The sequence below is a fragment of the Mesorhizobium intechi genome, assembly GCF_002879535.1.
Taxonomy (GTDB): Bacteria; Pseudomonadota; Alphaproteobacteria; order Rhizobiales; family Rhizobiaceae; genus Mesorhizobium; species Mesorhizobium intechi.
Genome location: NZ_PNOT02000243.1, coordinates 78,197 through 97,283, shown reverse-complemented (window position 1 = coordinate 97,283; position 19,087 = coordinate 78,197). Strand labels below are relative to the sequence as shown.

General features: G+C 65.5%; 21 protein-coding genes. 13 read left to right on the top strand and 8 right to left on the bottom strand.

Annotation, left to right across the window (positions count from 1 at the left end; genetic code table 11):
• Positions 1-431 precede the first annotated feature (431 nt).
• Both C1D09_RS21765 and C1D09_RS21760 read left to right on the top strand, forming a co-directional pair.
• Positions 432-2,435, top strand: coding sequence for a PhoX family protein (locus tag C1D09_RS21765; protein ID WP_143976249.1), 2,004 nt, complete (start codon positions 432-434; stop codon positions 2,433-2,435).
• A 133-nt stretch (positions 2,436-2,568) separates the two neighbouring features.
• The gene (locus C1D09_RS21760; RefSeq protein WP_143976248.1) at positions 2,569-2,793 is read left to right on the top strand and encodes a hypothetical protein; all 225 of its coding nucleotides are present in this window, start codon (positions 2,569-2,571) and stop codon (positions 2,791-2,793) included.
• A 23-nt stretch (positions 2,794-2,816) separates the two neighbouring features.
• Here the strand turns inward: C1D09_RS21760 and C1D09_RS21755 are convergent, their stop codons facing one another.
• The 3 genes from C1D09_RS21755 to C1D09_RS21745 form a co-directional block, all read right to left on the bottom strand.
• Positions 2,817-3,497 carry a GNAT family N-acetyltransferase gene (locus C1D09_RS21755; protein ID WP_143976247.1) on the bottom strand — a complete coding sequence of 227 codons (681 nt, stop codon included), beginning with the start codon at positions 3,495-3,497 and terminating at the stop codon, positions 2,817-2,819.
• The gene (locus tag C1D09_RS21750; RefSeq protein WP_143976246.1) at positions 3,494-3,979 is read right to left on the bottom strand and encodes a MarR family winged helix-turn-helix transcriptional regulator; all 486 of its coding nucleotides are present in this window, start codon (positions 3,977-3,979) and stop codon (positions 3,494-3,496) included. The genes C1D09_RS21755 and C1D09_RS21750 overlap by 4 nt, the downstream gene beginning before the upstream one ends.
• Before the next feature lie 77 nt (positions 3,980-4,056).
• Complete coding sequence (locus tag C1D09_RS21745) at positions 4,057-5,244, bottom strand: flavin-containing monooxygenase (RefSeq protein ID WP_143976245.1); 1,188 nt, start codon at positions 5,242-5,244, stop codon at positions 4,057-4,059.
• A 403-nt stretch (positions 5,245-5,647) separates the two neighbouring features.
• On the opposite strand from C1D09_RS21745, the gene C1D09_RS21740 reads away from it, so the two are divergent.
• The 5 genes from C1D09_RS21740 (at position 5,648) to C1D09_RS21720 (ending at position 10,637) form a co-directional block, all read left to right on the top strand.
• Positions 5,648-6,685: a phosphatidylglycerol lysyltransferase domain-containing protein gene (locus tag C1D09_RS21740; RefSeq protein ID WP_143976244.1), complete on the top strand. Its 1,038-nt coding sequence runs from the start codon at positions 5,648-5,650 to the stop codon at positions 6,683-6,685.
• Between the two features lie 179 nt (positions 6,686-6,864).
• Positions 6,865-7,818: a sulfonate ABC transporter substrate-binding protein gene (locus C1D09_RS21735; protein WP_143976243.1), complete on the top strand. Its 954-nt coding sequence runs from the start codon at positions 6,865-6,867 to the stop codon at positions 7,816-7,818.
• A gap of 68 nt (positions 7,819-7,886) precedes the next feature.
• Entirely contained in the window at positions 7,887-9,059 is a 1,173-nt protein-coding gene (gene ssuD, locus C1D09_RS21730) for an FMNH2-dependent alkanesulfonate monooxygenase (RefSeq protein ID WP_143976242.1), read from the top strand.
• Complete coding sequence (locus C1D09_RS21725) at positions 9,056-9,832, top strand: ABC transporter permease subunit (RefSeq protein WP_143976241.1); 777 nt, start codon at positions 9,056-9,058, stop codon at positions 9,830-9,832. Before ssuD ends, C1D09_RS21725 begins: the two co-directional genes overlap by 4 nt.
• 7 nt (positions 9,833-9,839) lie before the next feature.
• Positions 9,840-10,637 (top strand): ATP-binding cassette domain-containing protein, encoded by a 798-nt coding sequence (locus C1D09_RS21720; protein ID WP_143976240.1) that lies wholly within the window; start codon positions 9,840-9,842, stop codon positions 10,635-10,637.
• Positions 10,638-10,747: 110 nt separating this feature from the next.
• Here the strand turns inward: C1D09_RS21720 and C1D09_RS33235 are convergent, their stop codons facing one another.
• Positions 10,748-10,924 (bottom strand): hypothetical protein, encoded by a 177-nt coding sequence (locus C1D09_RS33235; protein WP_167514705.1) that lies wholly within the window; start codon positions 10,922-10,924, stop codon positions 10,748-10,750.
• 309 nt (positions 10,925-11,233) lie between these two features.
• On the opposite strand from C1D09_RS33235, the gene C1D09_RS21710 reads away from it, so the two are divergent.
• The 4 genes from C1D09_RS21710 to C1D09_RS21690 all read left to right on the top strand — a co-directional run bounded on the left by C1D09_RS21710 (position 11,234) and on the right by C1D09_RS21690 (position 14,520).
• Positions 11,234-11,602 (top strand): septal ring lytic transglycosylase RlpA family protein, encoded by a 369-nt coding sequence (locus C1D09_RS21710; RefSeq protein ID WP_010912524.1) that lies wholly within the window; start codon positions 11,234-11,236, stop codon positions 11,600-11,602.
• 232 nt (positions 11,603-11,834) lie between these two features.
• The gene (locus tag C1D09_RS21705; RefSeq protein WP_143976239.1) at positions 11,835-13,112 is read left to right on the top strand and encodes a polyhydroxyalkanoate depolymerase; all 1,278 of its coding nucleotides are present in this window, start codon (positions 11,835-11,837) and stop codon (positions 13,110-13,112) included.
• Between the two features lie 158 nt (positions 13,113-13,270).
• Entirely contained in the window at positions 13,271-13,885 is a 615-nt protein-coding gene (locus C1D09_RS21700; RefSeq protein ID WP_143976238.1) for a transglutaminase-like cysteine peptidase, read from the top strand.
• Between the two features lie 383 nt (positions 13,886-14,268).
• The gene (locus C1D09_RS21690; RefSeq protein WP_143976237.1) at positions 14,269-14,520 is read left to right on the top strand and encodes a hypothetical protein; all 252 of its coding nucleotides are present in this window, start codon (positions 14,269-14,271) and stop codon (positions 14,518-14,520) included.
• A gap of 81 nt (positions 14,521-14,601) precedes the next feature.
• Here the strand turns inward: C1D09_RS21690 and C1D09_RS21685 are convergent, their stop codons facing one another.
• From C1D09_RS21685 to C1D09_RS21670, 4 genes are all read right to left on the bottom strand, one after another.
• The gene (locus tag C1D09_RS21685; RefSeq protein WP_143976236.1) at positions 14,602-14,970 is read right to left on the bottom strand and encodes a helix-turn-helix domain-containing protein; all 369 of its coding nucleotides are present in this window, start codon (positions 14,968-14,970) and stop codon (positions 14,602-14,604) included.
• 19 nt (positions 14,971-14,989) lie between these two features.
• Positions 14,990-15,520: a Smr/MutS family protein gene (locus C1D09_RS21680; protein WP_143976235.1), complete on the bottom strand. Its 531-nt coding sequence runs from the start codon at positions 15,518-15,520 to the stop codon at positions 14,990-14,992.
• Positions 15,517-16,617 (bottom strand): murein transglycosylase A, encoded by a 1,101-nt coding sequence (mltA, locus tag C1D09_RS21675; protein WP_143976234.1) that lies wholly within the window; start codon positions 16,615-16,617, stop codon positions 15,517-15,519. Before mltA ends, C1D09_RS21680 begins: the two co-directional genes overlap by 4 nt.
• Positions 16,618-16,741: 124 nt before the next feature.
• On the bottom strand, positions 16,742-17,449 hold the full coding sequence (locus tag C1D09_RS21670; protein ID WP_143976233.1) for a Tim44/TimA family putative adaptor protein: 708 nt from the start codon (positions 17,447-17,449) through the stop codon (positions 16,742-16,744).
• Positions 17,450-17,659: 210 nt separating this feature from the next.
• Between C1D09_RS21670 and C1D09_RS21665 the strand changes: the two genes are divergently transcribed.
• Together C1D09_RS21665 and secB are read left to right on the top strand one after the other, a co-directional pair.
• Positions 17,660-18,157: an FxsA family protein gene (locus C1D09_RS21665; protein WP_143976232.1), complete on the top strand. Its 498-nt coding sequence runs from the start codon at positions 17,660-17,662 to the stop codon at positions 18,155-18,157.
• 258 nt (positions 18,158-18,415) lie between these two features.
• Positions 18,416-18,922 (top strand): protein-export chaperone SecB, encoded by a 507-nt coding sequence (gene secB / locus C1D09_RS21660; protein WP_143976231.1) that lies wholly within the window; start codon positions 18,416-18,418, stop codon positions 18,920-18,922.
• Positions 18,923-19,087: the final 165 nt, after the last annotated feature.

Genomic DNA, 19,087 nt, shown 5'->3' with positions numbered 1-19,087 from the left:
CCACCGCCATTACCGCCATTGGCGGCCTGTGCCGATGCGGCGTCGATTCCGGGAGCGGAGCCGTGCGGGGCAATTCGATAGGGGACGATGGTCAGCGCCAGAGCCGCCGCCGAAACGAGCGTCAGCCGGCGGCACCGGGCCGTGATCGATCCGTGCATCCTGATCTCCGTCGATTGAGCCGGCGCGCCCACCCCAACGTTGCAACCTGCAACATCGCCGAAAGATGTATCGGCCGGAAGCAACCTCCGACCGTTGCGTTTGTCCTCCAGGACTTTTGCAAGCGCAAGATTGGACCAAAGTCCGAGGTGCGCGCGAGCAAGTCGCCTCGCCGTGAGCCTTCGCGCCTGTATCATGTCACGAAAATGTGATCGGCCTGGCGTAAGGGTCGAACAGGCAACACGCTCCAGCCACTCCAAAGCCAGAGGCCCTTCGTGACCGAACATCGCTCCGCCGACGCCCGATTCCGCACCAGCCTGCTCGAGGAAAACGAAGGACCGGCCGCCAACCCGACCGACAACCGCACCATGGGGGAGATCATCGCCGCGCGGTTCTCGCGCCGGGGATTCCTGAAGGGATCGCTCGCCGTCTCGGCGATCGCCGCGACCGTCGGCCCGCTGGCCCTCATCGCCGCCGACGATGCCCACGCCGCGGAAGGCTCCGCCTTCAAATTCGACGAGCTCGAGGCCGCGATCGATGACAAGCATCATGTCGCGCCGGGCTACGACGCCGACGTGCTGTTGCGCTGGGGCGATCCGCTGTTTGCCGATTCTCCGGGGTTCGACCCGACGAAACAGTCGGCCGAGGCGCAGGCCAGGCAGTTCGGCTACAACAACGACTATGTCGGCTACATCGCGATCGACGGCTCGGCCGAGCACGGCCTGCTCGTCGTCAACCACGAATACACCAACCCGCATCTGATGTTTCCGGGCATCGTTTCGATCGTCGAGAAGGACGGGAAGAAGAAGGCCGAGGTCGCGCCGCTGTCGAAAGAGCAGGTCGATGTCGAGATGGCGGCGCATGGCGGCACCATCGTCGAAATCCGCAAGGATGGCGGTAAATGGCAAGTGTTGCGCGACGGCAAGCTCAACCGCCGCATCACCGCCACCACCGAGATGGCGCTGTCCGGGCCGGTCGCCGGCCATGACCGCGTAAAGACCAATGCCGATCCGTCCGGCAGGAAAGTCCTCGGCACTTTCAACAACTGCGCCGGCGGCGTCACCCCTTGGGGCACCTATGTGATGGCCGAGGAGAACATACACGGCTATTTCTCCGGCGAATTGCCCGAGGGCCACAAGGAAGCCGCCAACTACAAGCGGCTCGGCATTCCCGAAGGCGCCTATGAGTGGGGCGCGCATTACGACCGCTTCAACCTCGCCAAGGAGCCGAACGAACCCAATCGCTTCGGCTGGATCGTCGAGGTCGACGTCAACGATCCGACATCGACGCCGAGGAAGCGCACCGCCATGGGCCGCTTCAAACATGAGGGCGCCGAATCCATCGTCGCCAAGGACGGCCGCGTCGTCTTCTATCTCGGCGACGACGAGCGCTTCGATTATGTCTACAAATTCGTCACCAAGGGCACGTTCAGCGCCAACGACCATGCGGCCAACAAGGACCTGCTGGACGAGGGCACGCTGCATGTCGCCAAATTCGCCGAGGACGGCACGGTGGACTGGCTGCCGATCGTCTTCGGCCAGGGGCCGCTGACCGCCGAGAACGGCTTCGCCGGCCAGGCCGACGTGCTGATCGAGACCCGGCGCGCCGCCGATCTGCTCGGCGCCACCAAGATGGACCGGCCCGAGGACGTCCAGCCCAATGGCGTCAACGGCAAGGTCTATGTCATGCTGACCAACAATTCGAAGCGCAAGGCCGACCAGGTCGACGCCGCCAACCCGCGCGCCGAGAATGCCTTCGGCCACATTATCGAGATCACCGAGACCGACGGCGACTTCACAGCCACCAAGGGCAAATGGGAAGTGCTTTTGAAATGCGGCGATCCGTCGGTTGCCGATGTCGGCGCCACCTTCTCGACGGCGACGACGGCCCATGGCTGGTTCGGCATGCCCGACAATTGCGCGGTCGATTCGGCCGGTCGCCTGTGGGTCGCCACCGACGGCCAGGGCCCGAAGGCCACCGGCCGCACCGATGGCCTGTGGGCGGTCGACACGGAGGGGGCCGCGCGGGCAACCTCGAAACTGTTCTTCCGCGTGCCGATCGGCGCGGAAATGTGCGGCCCGCTGTTTACGCCCGACGACCGGACCGCCTTCGTCGCCGTCCAGCATCCGGGCGATGGCGGCGAGGACTGGGAGGGTTTCGGCCGACCGTCCTACTATGAGGATCCGTCGACGCGCTGGCCGGACTTCAAGCCCGAAATGCCGGTGCGGCCGTCGGTCGTCGCCATCACCAGGCAAGGCGGCGGCAAGATCGCGGTGTGATCGGCGCTCCGCAATATCGAGGGAGGGCTCCGGTCCGCCACGAGCCCTCCCTTCGGCGTCAATCTATTCAAGCTCCGGGAAAGATTGGTAATTTACTGATGGCGCCCTAGGTCGTTCCCAGGAGACCATCGCCATGTCGAAGTCAGTCTATGACCGCGGCCTGCTCAAGCCCGGCGACATCGCCAAGCTGCAGCGCGTCTTTGACGAAGCCTGCCTGCGGCGCGAAGCACGATCCGATTCGCCGGAAGCGCGCGAGATCGCCCTCAACCTGCTCGCGCTCCACAATGCCGGCATGGTCGACGAGGAGATGCTGATGCAAGCCGTCGGTTTCCGCCGGCTGGAGCCGAAATCGGCCTGAGATTGAGGGGCCGTTTCCAGCCGCTATCCAGGGCGTTGGACCACGGCCACATTGATCGCGCATCGCAATCTGAAGCCGATGGATTCGTACAGCCTTATCGCGCCGGCGTTGGTGGCGTAGGCGTGCAGGTAGGGTACCTCGCCACGTGCGAAAATCTGATTGGCCACGAACACCGACAACAGGCGGCCGAGGCCGCTGCCGCGGACATCCGGATGCGAGCAGACGCCGCTGAGCTCGCTGTAACCAGGCTGTTTCATACGTTCGCCGGCCATCGCCACCAATCGGCCGCCGGCCTTCACGCCCCAGAAGTCGCCAAGGCTCAATGCTCCAGAGGTGAATGGGCCGGGCTTGGTGAGCGACGCCAGGGCCACCATTTCCGCCACATCGTCTTGTGTCAGGCGTTGCACCCGATCATCCGACACCATCGGTAGCGGTGCATCGGCCACCATCTGCACGGCCGCGGCTTGCGAGATTGCCGAGAGGCCGGCAGGAAGCACAATGGTGTCGGCCTGCGCCATGATGATGCTCTCACCCGGGCCAACAAGCTCGCCCAGCGCCTGCAGGCTCGCGGCATCGTGCGCGGCGGTGCCGGCGAAGTGGGCAAATGACGGCGAATAGCGCCTGGCGAGTGCGCCTCCTTGCGCGAGGGCCTGATGGCGCGTCGCAAGCGCGCTCCAGACGGGCCGGTCGAGGACATGTTTCATTGAGCGACACCCTTTTTCAAACGGCGATCGAGCGGAGCGGCGGCGAGACCGTCCTCGATGGCGGCGAGTTGATCGAGAAGCGGCCCCGAAAGGTCCTGGCACAGGTCCGCGACGGCGCTCTCGATGCGAGGCCAGACGCTGCGCTTCGCCACGTCAACCAGGCGGTGGCCCTTGGCCGTCAGCGAAACCATCTTGCGGCGCTGGTCATCATCGGACTGGACAGCTTCGACCAGCTCCAACTCAACCAGCAGCGACACGCTTCGCGTCACGCCTGGCTGGGTCAGCCGCAGCGATTGCGCCAGTTCGCCGACCGCCAGGGGTCCGAGCCTGTCGAGCGCCGCAAGCAGCGGGTATTGGCTCGATTGAAGCGGGACCTCCAGTCCGTCAAGCAGTTGCTGAGCGTCGGCCTGCAATTGTTCGCCGATGCGCTTCAGCCTGCTGCCCAGGCACAGATAGCCGAGCGATCGGATAACGTCTTCCATGATCAATCAGCCCTCGATCAATTCATAACACGTTATATAACATGGCAAGTAACGAGTCAAAGCCGTCTCCCGTCAGATCAGCGTGAGCCACCCGGGGGCCGGGACGCACCGGCGATGCGCCTGGCGATCGCCTTGCCCACGATGGCGGCGTTGGCGAAGCAGCCACGAATGCTCGGCCGCATGCCGGTGAACCACAGGCCGGGCAGGTTCGGGTCGGTTTCACCGCCGTTGAAAAGCGGGACACCCTTGCTGTCGAGCACGCCCAGATTGCCGACCATGCGCTCCAGGCCGGTGCGGTAGCCCGTGGCGGCAATGACAATATCGGGATCGATCACGCGACCATTGGCCAGGATCACGCCGTCGCGGGTGAATTCGCGTATCGCCGGCACCACGGTAATCTTGCCCGACTTGATGGCGTCGACGGCGCCGTCGTCCGCGGCGATCGCGGTGTAGTCCGAGGCCAGGCGGCTGGCGCCGCCCGACGGCGCGGGCGGCATGCCGAATTTGGTGAGATCGCCGAAAACCAGGCGCTGCGTCGCGGCCATCACCGCATCGGCGACGCGGATCGGCAAGCGCGCGATGAGCGGCGAAAGCCGGTGCACGGCGATCTTGCCGATGCGCTTGGGCAGAAGCGCGGGGCCATTGCGGGCCGACAGCCAGAGAGAAGCCGTATCGACGCCGGCCAGATGATTGAGGGCATCGAAGCCCGAATTGCCGGCGCCGACGACCAGCACCTTCTTGCCGGCATAGGACTTGGCGTCGCCAAAATCCGCCGAATGGATGATCCGGCCGGCGAAGGCCTGCATGCCCGTCCACTGCGGCGTGAAGGGCTCCTTGTCACGGCCGGTGGCGACAATGACATGACGCGCCAGGCGCGAGCCGGCGCTGGTGCCCACCAGCCAATGGTCGCCCCCGAACACGAGGGTCTCGACGGCGACACCGAACTCCACCGGCAACTGGTTCGCCTCGCGGAAATCGTTCATATGGCGGATGACGACATTCCTGGGTGGAAAGGCTGGCGTGCCTGCGGGGAAGGAGAGGCCGGGCAGCGCCGAAAGATCACGATGGGTGTTGAGATGCAGCTGCTGGTGCCGCCGATGCCAGGGTTCGGCCAGCCGGCTCTCCTGTTCCAGGATCGCTACCGGCACGCCGGCCTTGATCAGGGCCTGCGCGACAGCCAGTCCGGCGGCGCCGGCGCCAATGACAATCGCCGGCTCGACCGCCGCCACCTGCTCCACCTTCGATCTGGTCGTCGTATCAGCCATTCGCTCTCAAAATCCATTCAACGCCGCATCCCTGCAAGCTCGCAGGACGCTGTAACCGTTTGATCGCGCGCAAACCCAAACAGCGGACCGGTGCGCTCAGCATCTTGCCGCCAGGGCGCAAACAACTCCCATCGCGCGAATGCGGCTAAACCAACGACATGGAACGGAACGCCCCGCTTCCGTCCGAAACCATGCAGCCCTATATGGCATATCGGCGGCATCGGCGATAATCAGGTCGCGGCAATGTGATTGATTCGAGTTCCGAGGGGCTGGCGGATCTCGTTACCGACGCAGGAATTCGAAACCGCACGATTTCGGCTTCCCGTGAAAAATCAAGGCGCCGTGATGCGTCCGGCGTGCCGAAAGGCACGTGGCGCCACAGACGGCACGCGGAATCCGGACCATGCCCTCCTTGCGGATCTATTTCGACAAAGTCCTCGAGGATGCCTCGCCCAAGGTCGAGCGCCAGACGTTGACGCATGGCGACCGCCTGGCGATGGTCCGTCGCCATGGCGACTTCTCGCTCGCCTATTCGACTGCCGTACAGCGCAAGCTTTCCTATTTTGGCGACGCCGACGGCTACATCGCCTTCGGCACCAAGATGAAGCACCATTTTGCGCTCGGCGACCCGGTGGCGGCGCCGGCGCGGCGGCCCCACTATATCAGGCGCTTCGTCGAGACCGCCGGCGACCCGTGGTTCGTGCAGATCGGCGAGGAGACCGCACGCGTGCTGGCCGGGCTCGGCTACAAGGTCAACCGGCTGGGCATCGACACCCGCCTCGCCCTGCCCGAGCATGACTTTTCCGGCAAGCGCAACGAGACCGTGCGCTATTCCGAGCGCTGGCTGCTGAAGAAGGGCTTTTCGTTCGAGGAAGACACGCGGACGGTATTCCTCGACGAAATCGCCCGGCTGTCCGAGAACTGGCGCGGCGACCGCATCGTCAAGCGCTGGGAGATGGGTTTTCTCAACCGCCCATTCCACTATCAGCTCGGCACCGACATGCGTCGCTTCGTCCTGCATGGCCCCGATGGCGAACTCGTCGCGCTGCTCGATTTCGATCCATTGTTTCGCGACGGCAAGGTCATCGGCTACACCACCGCCTTCAAGCGCAAGCACATCGATGCCTCGCCGCACGCCGAGATCGGCCTGACCAAATTCGCCGTCGACCGGTTTCGCGAAGAGGGCATTTCGGTGGTCACGCTCGGCCTGTCGCCGCTTCTCGACGTCACCCCCAGCGGATTTCCCGAAAGCGATTTCTGGCGCAACACCTTTCAGCGCACCTACTCTTCGCCATGGGTCAACCGCCGCAGGTTCAACCTGCAGGGCCAGGCGGCATTCAAGCGCCGCTTCCATGGCATGGAAGAACCGGTCTACATCGCTTTCCGCAAGGGGACTTATGTCGAGATGCTGGGCCTGCTGCGGCTGGTGAAAGCACTCTAGGGGGACCCGGCGCACGGTCGCACGGTCCTGGCTCACTTGCCGTGAAAGATATTTCCGGGCGGCGGCGGCAACTCGCAAAATCATTCCTCTACTAACTTTATAGAATTACCTAGCCTCATCCCTCATCAAAACCGGCGAGGACGTTTCCCGGCGCCGATCCGCAGCGAAGGAGAGGGATCATGTTCCATCTGACGAGACGCGTTTTCGGCGTCGGCCTGCTCGCCGCTACCGTCGGCCTGTCCTTCGGCGCCGCCGCGCAGCAGCTGAAGCAGCTGAACATCGGCTATCAGAAGACCGGCCTGCCGGTGATCGCCCGGCAGCAGCAGGTGATCGAGAAGGCGCTCGCCGACAAGGGCATCACCGTCAAGTGGGTGGAATTCACCGCCGGACCGCCGCTGGTCGAGGCGCTCAATGTCGGCGCCATCGACGTCGGCTGGACCGGCGACGCGCCGCCGATCTTCGGCCAGTCGGCCGGCGCCAACATCGTCTACGCGGCGGCACTGCCGTCCAATGGCGACGGCGAAGCGATCTTCGTCAAGCCGGCCTCGCCGGTCCAGTCCGTCTCCGACCTCAGGGGCAAGCGCGTCGGCGTCGGCAAGGGTACCTCCGCGCATAATCTGCTCGTCGCCGCGCTGGAAAAGGCCGGCGTTCCCTTCGACCAGATCACGCCGGTCTATCTCAGCCCCGCCGATGCGGCCGCCGCCTTCGCCAGTGACCAGATCGACGCCTGGGCGGTCTGGGACCCGTTCTTCGCCATCGCCGAAACTCGCTACCAGCCGCGCGTGCTGGCCCGCTCCAGCGAGGTGCTCAAGGTCAACACCTATTTCCTCGCCAACAAGGATTTCGCCAAGGCGCATCCCGACATCATCACCACCACCATCGCCGCTCTGGGCGATGCGGTGAAATGGGCCGACCAGAACCGCGACAAGGTGGCCGAGGCGCTGCATGAGGTGACCGGTGTGCCGCTCGACGCCCAGACCATCGCCGCCAATCGCAGCAAATTCGGCATCTTTCCGATCACCGACGAGATCACCGCCGGCCAGCAGGCGACCGCCGACCGCTTCTACAAGCTCGGCCTGATCCCGAAGGCAGTCCGCATCTCAGACGCCGTATGGACCGCGCCGGTCAACTGATTCTTCTCGTGCGGCGCCGGCGGCAACGTCCGGCGCCTTTGTGCCTGTAATCTCCCGGAGATCCGTCCGTGACTGCGCCAGACATCACCACGCAAGCCAACCCGCTCGATTTCTTCTGGTTCATCCCGACGCATGGTGACGGCTCCTATCTCGGTTCCGACGAGCAGCAGCGGCCGCCGGAGTTCGGCTATTTCAAGGAGATCGCGCAGGCGGTCGACCGGCTCGGTTTTCCCGGCGTGCTGCTGCCGACCGGGCAGAATTGCGAGGATTCCTGGATCACCGCGACGGGCCTGGCGACGCTGACCGAAAAGCTGAAGTTCCTCGTCGCTCTGCGGCCCGGCGTGACGCTGCCGACGTTCGCCGCGCGCCAGACAGCGGCGCTCGACAGGCTGAGCGATGGCCGCCTGCTGCTCAACGTCGTGGTCGGCGGCAATCCGACCGAGCTCGCCGGCGACGGCGTCTTCCTGCCGCATGACGAGCGCTATGCCCAGGCGCATGAATTCCTGACCATCTGGCGTGGCCTCGTCTCGGGCGAGCGCGTCAACTTCGACGGCAAATATTACCGCGTCGAGAATGGCCGCCTCGACCTTCCGCCAAGCCAAGAGCGGCCGCCGCTCTATTTCGGCGGATCGTCCGACGCCGGCCAGGATCTCGCCGCCGACCTCGTCGACATGTACCTGACCTGGGGCGAGCCACCGGCCCAGGTGGCCGAGAAGCTCGCCGCGGCGCGCAAGAAGGCTGCGCTGCGCGGCAGGAAGCTGCGCTTCGGCATCCGGCTGCATTTCATCGTGCGCGAAACCGAGGACGAAGCCTGGCGCGCCGCCGACCGGCTGATCCGTCATGTCACCGATGCCCAGATCGAGAATGCGCAGGCGCGCTTCCTCAACCAGATGGACTCGGTCGGCCAGCGCCGCATGGCCGAGCTGCATGGCGGCCGCCGCGACAGGCTCGTCGTTTCGCCCAACCTGTGGGCCGGCGTCGGCCTGGTGCGCGGCGGCGCCGGCACCGCGCTGGTCGGCACGCCGGAGCAGGTCACGGAGCGCATCCGCGAATACCAGGCGATCGGCATCGACACCATCATCGGTTCCGGCTACCCGCATCTCGAGGAAGCCTACCGCGTCGCCGAACTGTTGTTCCCGCGCCTCGGGCTGGGCACCAGGCGGCAGCGGGCGCATCGCGACATCGCCAACGAATTCTCCGTCGGCTTCCATGGCCCCGCCCGCCTGCGGGCCTCCTCATGAGCTTTTCCGCGCGCCTCCAGGCAAATGCGATCGGCTGGGTGCTGCCGGTGCTGGTGATCGCCGGCTGGGAAGCGGCATCGCGCGCGGGCGCCATGCCGGCCAATGTGCTGCCGGCGCCAAGTGCTGTCGCCGAGGCCCTCTGGCGGCTGACGCTTTCGGGTGAACTGATCCGCAACATCGCCGTTTCGACGGCGCGCGCGCTTGCCGGCTTTGCCATAGGCGGCTCGATCGGCTTCGCGCTCGGCCTTGCCAACGGGCTGTCGCGCCTCAGTCGCGGCCTCACCGACACCACGCTGCAGATGATCCGCAACATCCCGCATCTGGCGCTGATCCCGCTTGTCATCCTGTGGTTCGGCATCGACGAGGAAGCAAAGCTGTTCCTGGTGGCACTCGGCGTGTTCTTTCCGATCTACGTCAACACGCTGCTCGGCATACAGAGCGTCGATCCGCAGCTGGTCGAGATGGGCCGTGTCTACGGCATGGACCGGCGCGCCCTGTTCCTCCGCGTCGTCCTGCCCGGCGCACTGCCGGCGATCTTCGTCGGCCTGCGCTATGCCCTGGGCATCATGTGGCTGACGCTGATCGTCGCCGAGACCATCTCGGCGAGTTCCGGCCTCGGCTACATGGCCATGCAGGCGCGCGAATTCCTGCTGATCGATGTCGTCGTGCTGTCGATCCTTATCTACGCGCTGCTCGGCAAGCTGGCCGACAGCCTCGCCCGCCTGCTCGAGCGGCTGTCGCTCGGCTGGCATCCCGCCTTCCAGAACGGATAAGTCTTCGATGCCAGCCGCCAGCCTGACCTCCGTCCGTTCCTTCGTCGCCGCGCCGGTGCCGGCGCGCCCGGCGATCTCCGTCGAAGGACGCCGCGCCTTCGCCTTCAAGGGCGTGGAAAAACGTTTCGGCGACAAGATCGTGCTCGACGGCATCGACCTTGACGTGCCGGCCGGTCAGTTCGTCGCCGTCATCGGCAAGAGCGGCTGCGGCAAGAGCACGCTGCTCAGGCTGTTGGCCGGGCTCGACAGGCCGACATCGGGATCGCTGACGCTGGGCGCCGGGGACGAGGGTCACAGCCACACGCGCTTCATGTTCCAGGAGCCGCGCCTGCTGCCCTGGGCGAGTGTGGTGAAAAACGTCGAGGTCGGGCTGACCGGCATCGCCGCCGGCCAGGACGCAAGGCAACGCGCGCTCGACATCCTGGGCGAGGTTGGCCTGGCCGACCGCGCCGACGAATGGCCCTCGGTGCTGTCGGGCGGGCAGAAGCAGCGCGTGGCGCTGGCCCGCGCGCTGGTCGGCCAGCCGCAGATCCTGGCGCTCGACGAGCCGCTCGGCGCGCTCGACGCGCTGACCCGCATCGAGATGCAGCAATTGCTGGAGCGCATCTGGCTCGCCCAGAAATTCGCCGCCGTGCTGGTCACGCATGATGTCGCCGAGGCGGTCGCGCTCGCCGACCGGGTGGTGGTGATCAGCGCCGGCAGGATCGCGCTCGACCTGGAAGTGCCCGTGGCCCGGCCGCGCCGACGCGGCTCGGCCGCGCTCGCCCGCCTCGAAGGCACGATCCTGGACCGGCTGTTCGGCTAGGGCTGTCTTGCGGGGCTTTGGCTGGCCGCCTGGGGGACCGGCGGCGAGCCTTTGACGAGGTCGAGGTTGGCCCGGCCAATCACGAATGTGCTCGCTCGCGGTTCCTGCCCCTAGCGGTTCGCCCATACCAGCCCGACCAGGCCGAGCAGCATGGCGACGAGACCGATATAGAGCCATTGCGGCTGGCCGGTCATGAAGCTGCCGCCGACCACGCCGATGCCTTGCAGCGACCACACCGCACCGATGACCAGCACAATCAAGGCCAGCAGATTTTTGGTCAATCTCATTGACGTATCTCGCTTTTCAAGTCGATCGTTGGTGACGCGGCCGGCGTGATGAAAGAGCCTAAGGAATTGACCCGATCGCGCCGGATTCTACTTGGATATTAATTCGGTATCTTGTCAAAGCGATCTCGCATATCGGCTCGAAGATCATCGGAAATGATTCAAATCGCGCCGGAAAATCCCTGACAGACTGTTACCTTCCGACTCCAAACGTGTGATCCCGCCACGGAACGGACAGATGCTTGCCGCATTTCCTGCCTTATTTGGCACCTAACGGCTGGGGTCTGTCAAAAACGGAGCCATCCCTCAAATATGAAGACCCTAAACCAGACCGCGCTTGTCGCGGTAACGATCGCTGCTGGCCTGATGGTCGGCGCTTCCGCCACCTCGGCAACCGCCGCCGCCGGCCAGTGCGGCCGTGCGTCCTGGTACGCGCTGCACTCGCGCACCGCCTCGGGCGAGCGCATGAACCCGTCGGCGTTGACCGCCGCCCACCGCACGCTGCCGTTCGGCACCAAATTGCGCGTCACCAACCAGAACAATGGCCGCAGCGTCATCGTGCGCATCAACGATCGCGGCCCGTTCATCCGGGGTCGCGTGCTCGACCTGTCGAAGGGCGCCGCCGGCCAGCTCGGCTTCATCGGCTCGGGCCATACCTCGGTCTGCATGGCGCGCGTGTAGCCGTTGCCGGCGTCCGGCAGCGGAGCCGGACACATTTCCTACGCATTTCGGCACCGCACATTAAGCCGGCTCGGCCGTTCCAGGCGCGTTTGCAACGCCTTGGACGAAAGAACCATTGGTCCCGCAACGTGACGTATTGCATCGCAGCAATTAGTTGTTAACCTCGCCGCGAGACATTTGAGGCTCGGCGCTGCTCGTCGTCCCTTCGGTCGCAGCAGCAGCGGGGTTGTCGATGTTCTACCAGCTCTACGAAATGAACCACGCGGCGCTGCAGCCGGCCCGGCTCTATGCCGATGCGGTGCGGATGTTCTATTCCAACCCGCTGAACCCGGTCTCGCACACGCCCTGGGGCCGTTCGATCGCGGCGGGCGCCGAACTGTTCGAACGCACCACGCGCCGCTACGGCAAGCCCGCTTTCGGCCTCGACAAGAGCGTCGTCGACTGGAAAAGCGTCCCGGTCACCGAAAAGACCGTCTGGTCGAAACCGTTCTGCAACCTGGTCCGCTTCGAGCGCGCCGTGCCCGCCGGCCGCAAGCCGGATCCGAAGCTTCTGATCGTGGCGCCGATGTCGGGCCACTATGCGACGCTGCTGCGCGGCACGGTGGAAGCCATGCTGCCCTATGCCGATGTCCACATCACCGACTGGGTCGACGCCCGCATGGTGCCGCTGGCGGACGGCAGCTTCGATCTCGACGACTATATCGACTACATCATCGACATGTTCCACGCGCTGGGGCCTGACACCCATGTGATGGCGGTGTGCCAGCCTTCCGTGCCGGTCCTGGCCGCCGTGGCGCTGATGGAGGCGAAGGGCGATCCCTTCGTGCCCTCGACCATGACGCTGATGGGCGGCCCGATCGACACGCGCCGCAACCCGACCGCGGTCAATCTCCTGGCCGAGGAAAAGGGCATCGACTGGTTCCGCGACAATGTCGTCATGCGCGCGCCCTGGCCCGTGCCGGGCTTCGGCCGCGAGGTCTATCCGGGCTTCCTGCAGCTGTCGGGCTTCATGAGCATGAACCTCGACCGACACATCATCGCCCACAAGGACTTCTTCATGCACCTTGTGAAGCATGATGGCGACAATGCCGAGAAGCACCGCGACTTCTATGACGAGTACCTGGCCGTCATGGACCTGACGGCGGAGTTCTACCTGCAGACCGTGGACACCGTGTTCGTGCGCCATGCCCTGCCCAAGGGCGAGATGATGCATCGCGGCACCAGGATCGACACATCCGCCATCCGCAACGTGGCTTTGTTCACCGTCGAGGGCGAGAACGACGACATATCGGGCCTCGGCCAGACCAAGGCGGCGCAGGACCTGTGCGTCAACATTCCGGCCGACAAGAAGGCGCATTACATGCAGCCGGCGGTCGGCCACTACGGCGTCTTCAACGGCTCGCGCTTCCGCTCCGAAATCGTGCCGCGCATCGTCGACTTCATCACCAGCTACGGCCGCCAGAACCGCGTCGCGGTGAAGCCGAAACTGGTCCGCACCGCCAGGCGGTAAGCCATTGCGGGACAAGATCGGCCGCAGGCCGAACCTGTTGCACGATGGACGCTCTCCCTCCCCGCGGGTAACCATGCCGCAAATCAGTCCGTCGTCGTAATTGACACGGACTGTCAATCGCCCTTAACGTTTCGTTAACAACAGGGTGAGCGGGGACAATGAATTCCTCAACAATGGCGAGAAAGCTGCGTTTGTGCGTGGCCGCGGCCGGTCTGGCAGCCACGGGAAGCTGGCCGGCAATGGCGGCCGGAGCGATGGCGACCGGGGGCATCACCTCGCAGCCGATCGGCCACTATGATTTTTGCAAGCTGCACGCCGGCGAATGCTCGATCCGTCCGAGCAACCTGGCACCGGCAAAAATGACCAATGGGCTGATGCGCAAGCTCGCCGGCGTCACCGCCCGGGTCAACGCCGCCGTCAAGCCGATGAGCGACATGGACATTTACGGCAGGGACGAGGTCTGGGCCTATCCCGACAAGGACGTCGGCGATTGCGAGGACTATGTTCTGGAGAAGCGCCGCCGGCTGTCCCACATGGGTGTCTCGCTGGCCGATCTGCTCATCACCGTGGTGCGCAAGCCCGACGGCGAAGGCCATTCCGTGCTGACCGTGCGCACCGACAAGGGCGACTACGTGCTCGACAACCTGACCGACAAGGTCAAGGCCTGGGACCAGACCGGCTACCGCTTCCTCAAGCGGCAGGCGATCGACAACACCGGCCGCTGGGTCTCCATCCGCGGCGGCCAGCAGGTGCTGGTCGGGTCGGTGGAGTAGGGACTGGGCTGCAAGTTCAGGGGCGCGGCCGTTCTTGCGGTTCCGTGGGCTCTGTCGACCACTTTTAGCAGAGGTTAGCGCCGCCCCTCATTGCCCTGCCGGGCATTTCTCGCCGTATGGTGACGGGGAGAAAGGGCTGGCCGCACCGCCGGCGCCTCTCCTTCGACGCGGACCATTGGCGAAACCATCAATGACAGCGTCCTTCTCCCCGTCCCTATACGGGGAGAAGATGGCGGCAGCCAGATCAGGGGCAGCGCGAACATGGCCAAGCCGTGCACTCCGCGCATCCCTCCGAAAAATTTCTCCCCCTCTCCATGAACCATTTCCGTTCGCCCGGCGACACACAGCCGTGAACGACGGAAACCCAACCATGGAGACTTCAAATGACTGCTTTGCTGCGCAACACCCTTCTCGCCTTCGCTGCCGTCTCGGCCCTGGGCGGATCCGCAATGGCCGACCAGACGGTCAGCTGCGTCCACACCAACCTCAATGATCTCTGGGCCGGCCGCTGTTGCGGCACTGCCGGCGCGTCGGATTGCCTGGGCGGTCGAAACGGTGGCCGTGACCACGGCGACAATGGCCGCCCGGGCAGCAAGGGCGGCAGCCCCAACGGCAGCACGGCCGGCAAGCCCTGATCCCACCCCAGTGGCCCGCCGGCTGCCGCCGGCGGGCACTGTCTTGCACGCCGGCAGACCGTTGCAATGAGGTAAGACCAGCTATGCGCGCCGGCCAAGCGCGGCACGGATCGAGGCGGTGATGCGGCGCAGTTCGGCTTCGTCGAGCTTCTCGATGTTCTCGGCCAGGAGGTTGGCGAGCTCGGTGGCGGCGGGATTGAGGCCCGACGTGTCGAGTTTCACACGCGGATGCGAGGCTTCGGCCAGCCGCGCCAGCTCCTCGGCATCGTCCCAGATGATGTTGAAATAGCCGATGATCTTCTGGATCAGCGTCCAGGTCGGCGCGCCGCGCCTGCCATGCTCGAGCGCCGAGAGATAGGCGGCGCTGACGCCGATCGCCGCCGCCATGTCCTTCTGGCTGACGCCGCGCTCGCGCCGCAGCGCCCGCAGCCTCTCGCCGAACGGCGTCATGCGCCCGGCCTCGCGATCCTCATGAGCGTGCCCGCCGCAGCCTGATATAGAGCGCGCCCGCGCCGCCATGGTTGCGAGCGGCGTGGTCGTGGCTGGAGACCAGCGGCCGGAAGGCCGGCGTCGACAGCCAGGCCGGCACCGCGCGCCGCAGCACGCCGTCGCCGCCGGAGGACGACCCCTTGCCGGTGATGACCAGCACATAGCGGATGCCGCCGGCATGCGCCCGGTGCAGGAAAGAGAACAGCAGCGAATAGGCCTCGTCCTGCGTCATGCCATGCAGGTCGACGCGGCCTTCGATCGGAAGCCGGCCTTTCGACAGTTTGTCCAGCGTCGGCTCGTCGAGCCGGTGCGTGACATGCTGGACTTTCGGCTTTACCGCGCCCGGCGTACTGGCGGCGGGTTGCGCCGGCTGCGGCGCCGTCGGCCTGGCCTCGGCGGCCATGTCGGGAATGTCGACCGAGGCCCTGCCCTTGAGCGGCTTGGCCGTGCGCGCCACCAGGTTCCACAGCACCCGGTCGTCTTCGCTGAGCCTGTCCGGACGCTTGCTCATCTGGCGCCCCCGGCCAGCGCGCGCGGCACCAGCGCGTAGAAATCGGCGGCATTGCGCACCACGCCGGCGATCTCGCCCGCGGCATCGCCCGAACCGGCGAAGAGATCGCCGCGCGCCGGCCCGGTGATCGCCGAGCCGGTGTCCTGCGCGATCATCAGCCGGCGGAACGGCCTTGCGTCGAACGCGGTCAGCGTCGGCGCGTCGATGTAGAAGGGCGTGCCGAATGTGTGCAGCAGCCGGTCGACCGCCACCGAGCGGCCCGGCGTCAGCGGCACCTTGGCGGCGGCGATCGGGCCGAGCGCGGCGTCCTCGACATCAGCCTCGCGGAAGAAGATGTAGGAGCGGTTCTGCCACAGGATCTCGTCGATGCGCCGCGGATGCGCCTTGAACCAGGCGCGGATCGACTGCATCGTCACCTGCGCCAGCGGGATCTCGCCCAGCTCGCTCAAGACCTTGCCCGGGCCGGTGAAGCGCTGGCCCGACTTAGCGGCGTAGGTGACGCGGCGAAGCCGGCCGTCGGTCATGGCGAGCCGCGCGGCGCCTTGCACATGGATGAAGAAGGCGTCGACCTTGTCGGCCAGCCAGGCGATCTCCAGCCCTTGGCCGTCGAGCGCGCCGCGCTCGATCGCGCCACGGTCGAAATATTCGGCCAGTCCATCCGCCGTCCGGCGCGCGAAGGCGAGATAGGAATCCATCCCGTCGGGCCTATTGGCGTCGTCGACATCGACCAGATCGGCCGGCCGCGACAGCAGCGGCACGACAAAACGCTGCGTGCGCACCGGCGAGGCCTCGACCTGCGGCTCGTAGAAGCCGGTGACGAGGCCGGCGCCGCTCTCGGGCCGGACCAGCATGGGGACAAAATGACGCTCGAAGAAGGCGCGGGCTTCCGCTCCGGTCACAGGCGAAGCGTCGCGCGCATCCGCGTAGGCCGCGGCGAAGGCGCCGAAATCGACGCCGAGCGCGCCGCTGCGATAGGGTTTTACCGGCACATGGACGGCGGAACGGCGAAAGGCCTCGAAGGCCGGCACAGGGTCGTCATCGCCCCAGCCGGGGAGATCATCGAAAGACCTTGCCGAAAAGAGAGGCGAGAGCGACACCGGAGCCCGTCGCCCTAAAGCGCGTCGTGTTTGAAGAGCATCATGCGACGCGCTTCAGGTCTGGGTCTTGATGCAGGTCGTTGTCCCAAACCGCTTGGCACTTTTGGGCGACATGCATCGGGGCTCAGTCTTCCTCTTCGGTGGCGACGAGCTTCCAGTTCGGATCGCGCGAGCGCGTGTCGCGGGCGAAGGTCCAGACGTCCTTGACCTCGGCCACGGTTTCGGGGTCACCGTCGATGACGGCGCCGGCCTTGTCGCGCGTCGCCGAAATCAGCTCGCTGATGATGCGCAGCGTGACATGCGCCTCGCCGCCCTTCATCTCGGCCGAGACGATATCGGCCTTGTCGATGCCGACGAAGGAGGACTGGATCTTTTCCGACTTGGCCTCGCGCTCGCCTATCGCCGCGACGAAACCGTCGTACACCTCGCGCGACAACAGGTTCTTCAGCGTCTTGCGGTCGCCGTCGGCATAGGCCATGACGATCATCTCATAGGCCATCTTGGCGCCGTCGACGAAACCCTTCGGGTCGAAGGACGGGTCATTGTCCTTGATGGCGCGCAGGCCCTTGTTGAGATCGGTGTCGGGCTTGGCGAAGGCATCGATCGCCGCATAGGCGTCGGCCGGCGCCGGCTCGCCCGGCGGGCGCTTGCGCGGCAGCGAAACGACGTTTTCGGGCTTCTGCGTGGCGTCCTTTTCGGTGCGCGCCGCCGAGTAGGGGTCGAAGGGCGGCCGCTCGCTACCGGTCCGACGGCCCAGCACGTTGCGCAGCTGGAAGAAGATCACCACCGCCGCGATCAGGAAGAAAATCGTGCCGAAGTCGAAGAAACCCATATCTTCCGCCAATCAATCCCTGCCCTAGGCCGGACCATCCGGCCAACAGGCCGCGGTCGCATAGCGTTCAACATTCAAAGCATATAGAACGCAAGGTGCAATCATTCAAATTAAAGGCAGGCATACCTATCTAACGGCCTCAGTGCCAGCGGCGATTGGCCGCCAGGGCAAAACAATCGAAACGACCAACGACCGGAAGGTTGGCAAGACTTGCGCATTTCGCTGCTTCCCCTGTTTCTTCTCGCCCTGCCGCTGCTGGAGATCGCCGGTTTCGTCATCGTCGGCCGCGAGGTCGGCGCGCTGGCGACGGTCGGCCTGGTGCTTGCCTCGAGCATTGCCGGCGTGCTTTTGCTCAGGCACCAGGGGTTCGGAGTCATGGCGCGGGTGCGCGCCGAGATGGATGCCGGCCATGATCCCAGCCGCCACCTCGCCCACGGCGCCATGATCGTGGTCGCGGCGATCCTGCTGATCATCCCCGGCTTCATCACCGACATTATCGGCCTGCTGCTGTTCCTGCCGCCGGTGCGCGACCTTGCCTGGCGCCGCTTCAAGGGCCGCATCGTCGTCGCCACCGATTTCTCCGCCGGCGGCTTCCGCCGGCCGCGCGACAGGGTCATCGACCTCGACGACGGCGACTATTCGCGCGAGGACGATTTCAAGCGCGGCCCGGATCACAATTCGCCGTGGCGGCGGCTGAAGGATGACTGAGACCGCACCGATATTCAGGTGATGCCGGTCTGCAAAGCGCGGCTTCCCGCGCTTCCGGTGCTCACGTAGGTCAAGTACGCTCCGCTCCGGTTCTCGGAAACCACCCCTTTCGCCTCGGCCTGACCTGAATCTCGATGCAGTCTGCGTCCGCTCCGGTCGCAAGGCGGCAAACCTTGTCTTGTCATGCCGACCATGGTAGCGAACGCCCGATTTCAATTCGGTCAGCAACGCTGCCCAGGGGAAAAGGATATAAGGCTCATGGCCAGCAATGATGACGCGCCGACCGGCGCGGCCAACGGCAACGGCAACGCGCAGGCGCAGCCTTCGCTCAACGTGCTCGCCCAGTATGTGAAGGACCTGTCCTTCGAAAGCCCCGGCGCGCCGAACTCGCTGCGCGGCCGCGACAAGGCCCCCGGCATCGCCATCAACGTCAACGTCAACGCCAACCCGCTTTCCGACAAGCAGTTCGACGTCAACCTGACGCTGAACGCCAAGGCCTCCTTCGACCAGGAAGTGCTGTTCAATGTCGAGCTGGTCTATGGCGGCGTCTTCGCCATCTCCGGCTTCCCGCAGGAGCACATGCTGCCCATCCTGTTCATCGAATGCCCGCGGCTCCTGTTCCCCTTCGCCCGCCAGATCATCGCCGAGGCGACCCGCAATGGCGGCTTCCCGCCGCTGATGCTCGACCCGATCGATTTCGCCCAGATGTTCCAGCAGAAGATCGCCGAGGACCAGGCCGCCGCGTCGAAGGTTCAGGTGAGCTGACGTCTCTCCACGGAATGCCTCGAAAAACCCGGCCTTGAGCCGGGTTTTTTGTTGGAGGCGCCAACCCTCGACTTCGTCATCCACGGACGGAGCAAGGAGCGCAGCGGAGGCCTGCCCGCCCTCCCGCCAACCGCCGCTCACCCTGCGGAGCAGCGCACAACTCCT

What these genes read in the sequence shown, in the direction of transcription:
- C1D09_RS21680 (WP_143976235.1), bottom strand. Translation starts at nt 15,520, where the DNA reads ATGAGCAAGCGTCCGGACAGGCTCAGCGAAGACGACCGGGTGCTGTGG.
- C1D09_RS21685 (WP_143976236.1), bottom strand. Translation starts at nt 14,970, where the DNA reads ATGACGCCGTTCGGCGAGAGGCTGCGGGCGCTGCGGCGCGAGCGCGGC.
- C1D09_RS21720 (WP_143976240.1), top strand. Translation starts at nt 9,840, where the DNA reads ATGCCAGCCGCCAGCCTGACCTCCGTCCGTTCCTTCGTCGCCGCGCCG.
- C1D09_RS21690 (WP_143976237.1), top strand. Translation starts at nt 14,269, where the DNA reads ATGACTGCTTTGCTGCGCAACACCCTTCTCGCCTTCGCTGCCGTCTCG.
- C1D09_RS21670 (WP_143976233.1), bottom strand. Translation starts at nt 17,449, where the DNA reads ATGGGTTTCTTCGACTTCGGCACGATTTTCTTCCTGATCGCGGCGGTG.
- C1D09_RS21755 (WP_143976247.1), bottom strand. Translation starts at nt 3,497, where the DNA reads ATGAAACATGTCCTCGACCGGCCCGTCTGGAGCGCGCTTGCGACGCGC.
- C1D09_RS21700 (WP_143976238.1), top strand. Translation starts at nt 13,271, where the DNA reads ATGAATTCCTCAACAATGGCGAGAAAGCTGCGTTTGTGCGTGGCCGCG.
- C1D09_RS21740 (WP_143976244.1), top strand. Translation starts at nt 5,648, where the DNA reads ATGCCCTCCTTGCGGATCTATTTCGACAAAGTCCTCGAGGATGCCTCG.
- C1D09_RS21710 (WP_010912524.1), top strand. Translation starts at nt 11,234, where the DNA reads ATGAAGACCCTAAACCAGACCGCGCTTGTCGCGGTAACGATCGCTGCT.
- C1D09_RS33235 (WP_167514705.1), bottom strand. Translation starts at nt 10,924, where the DNA reads ATGAGATTGACCAAAAATCTGCTGGCCTTGATTGTGCTGGTCATCGGT.
- C1D09_RS21725 (WP_143976241.1), top strand. Translation starts at nt 9,056, where the DNA reads ATGAGCTTTTCCGCGCGCCTCCAGGCAAATGCGATCGGCTGGGTGCTG.
- C1D09_RS21760 (WP_143976248.1), top strand. Translation starts at nt 2,569, where the DNA reads ATGTCGAAGTCAGTCTATGACCGCGGCCTGCTCAAGCCCGGCGACATC.
- C1D09_RS21705 (WP_143976239.1), top strand. Translation starts at nt 11,835, where the DNA reads ATGTTCTACCAGCTCTACGAAATGAACCACGCGGCGCTGCAGCCGGCC.
- C1D09_RS21750 (WP_143976246.1), bottom strand. Translation starts at nt 3,979, where the DNA reads ATGGAAGACGTTATCCGATCGCTCGGCTATCTGTGCCTGGGCAGCAGG.
- C1D09_RS21735 (WP_143976243.1), top strand. Translation starts at nt 6,865, where the DNA reads ATGTTCCATCTGACGAGACGCGTTTTCGGCGTCGGCCTGCTCGCCGCT.
- secB (WP_143976231.1), top strand. Translation starts at nt 18,416, where the DNA reads ATGGCCAGCAATGATGACGCGCCGACCGGCGCGGCCAACGGCAACGGC.
- C1D09_RS21745 (WP_143976245.1), bottom strand. Translation starts at nt 5,244, where the DNA reads ATGGCTGATACGACGACCAGATCGAAGGTGGAGCAGGTGGCGGCGGTC.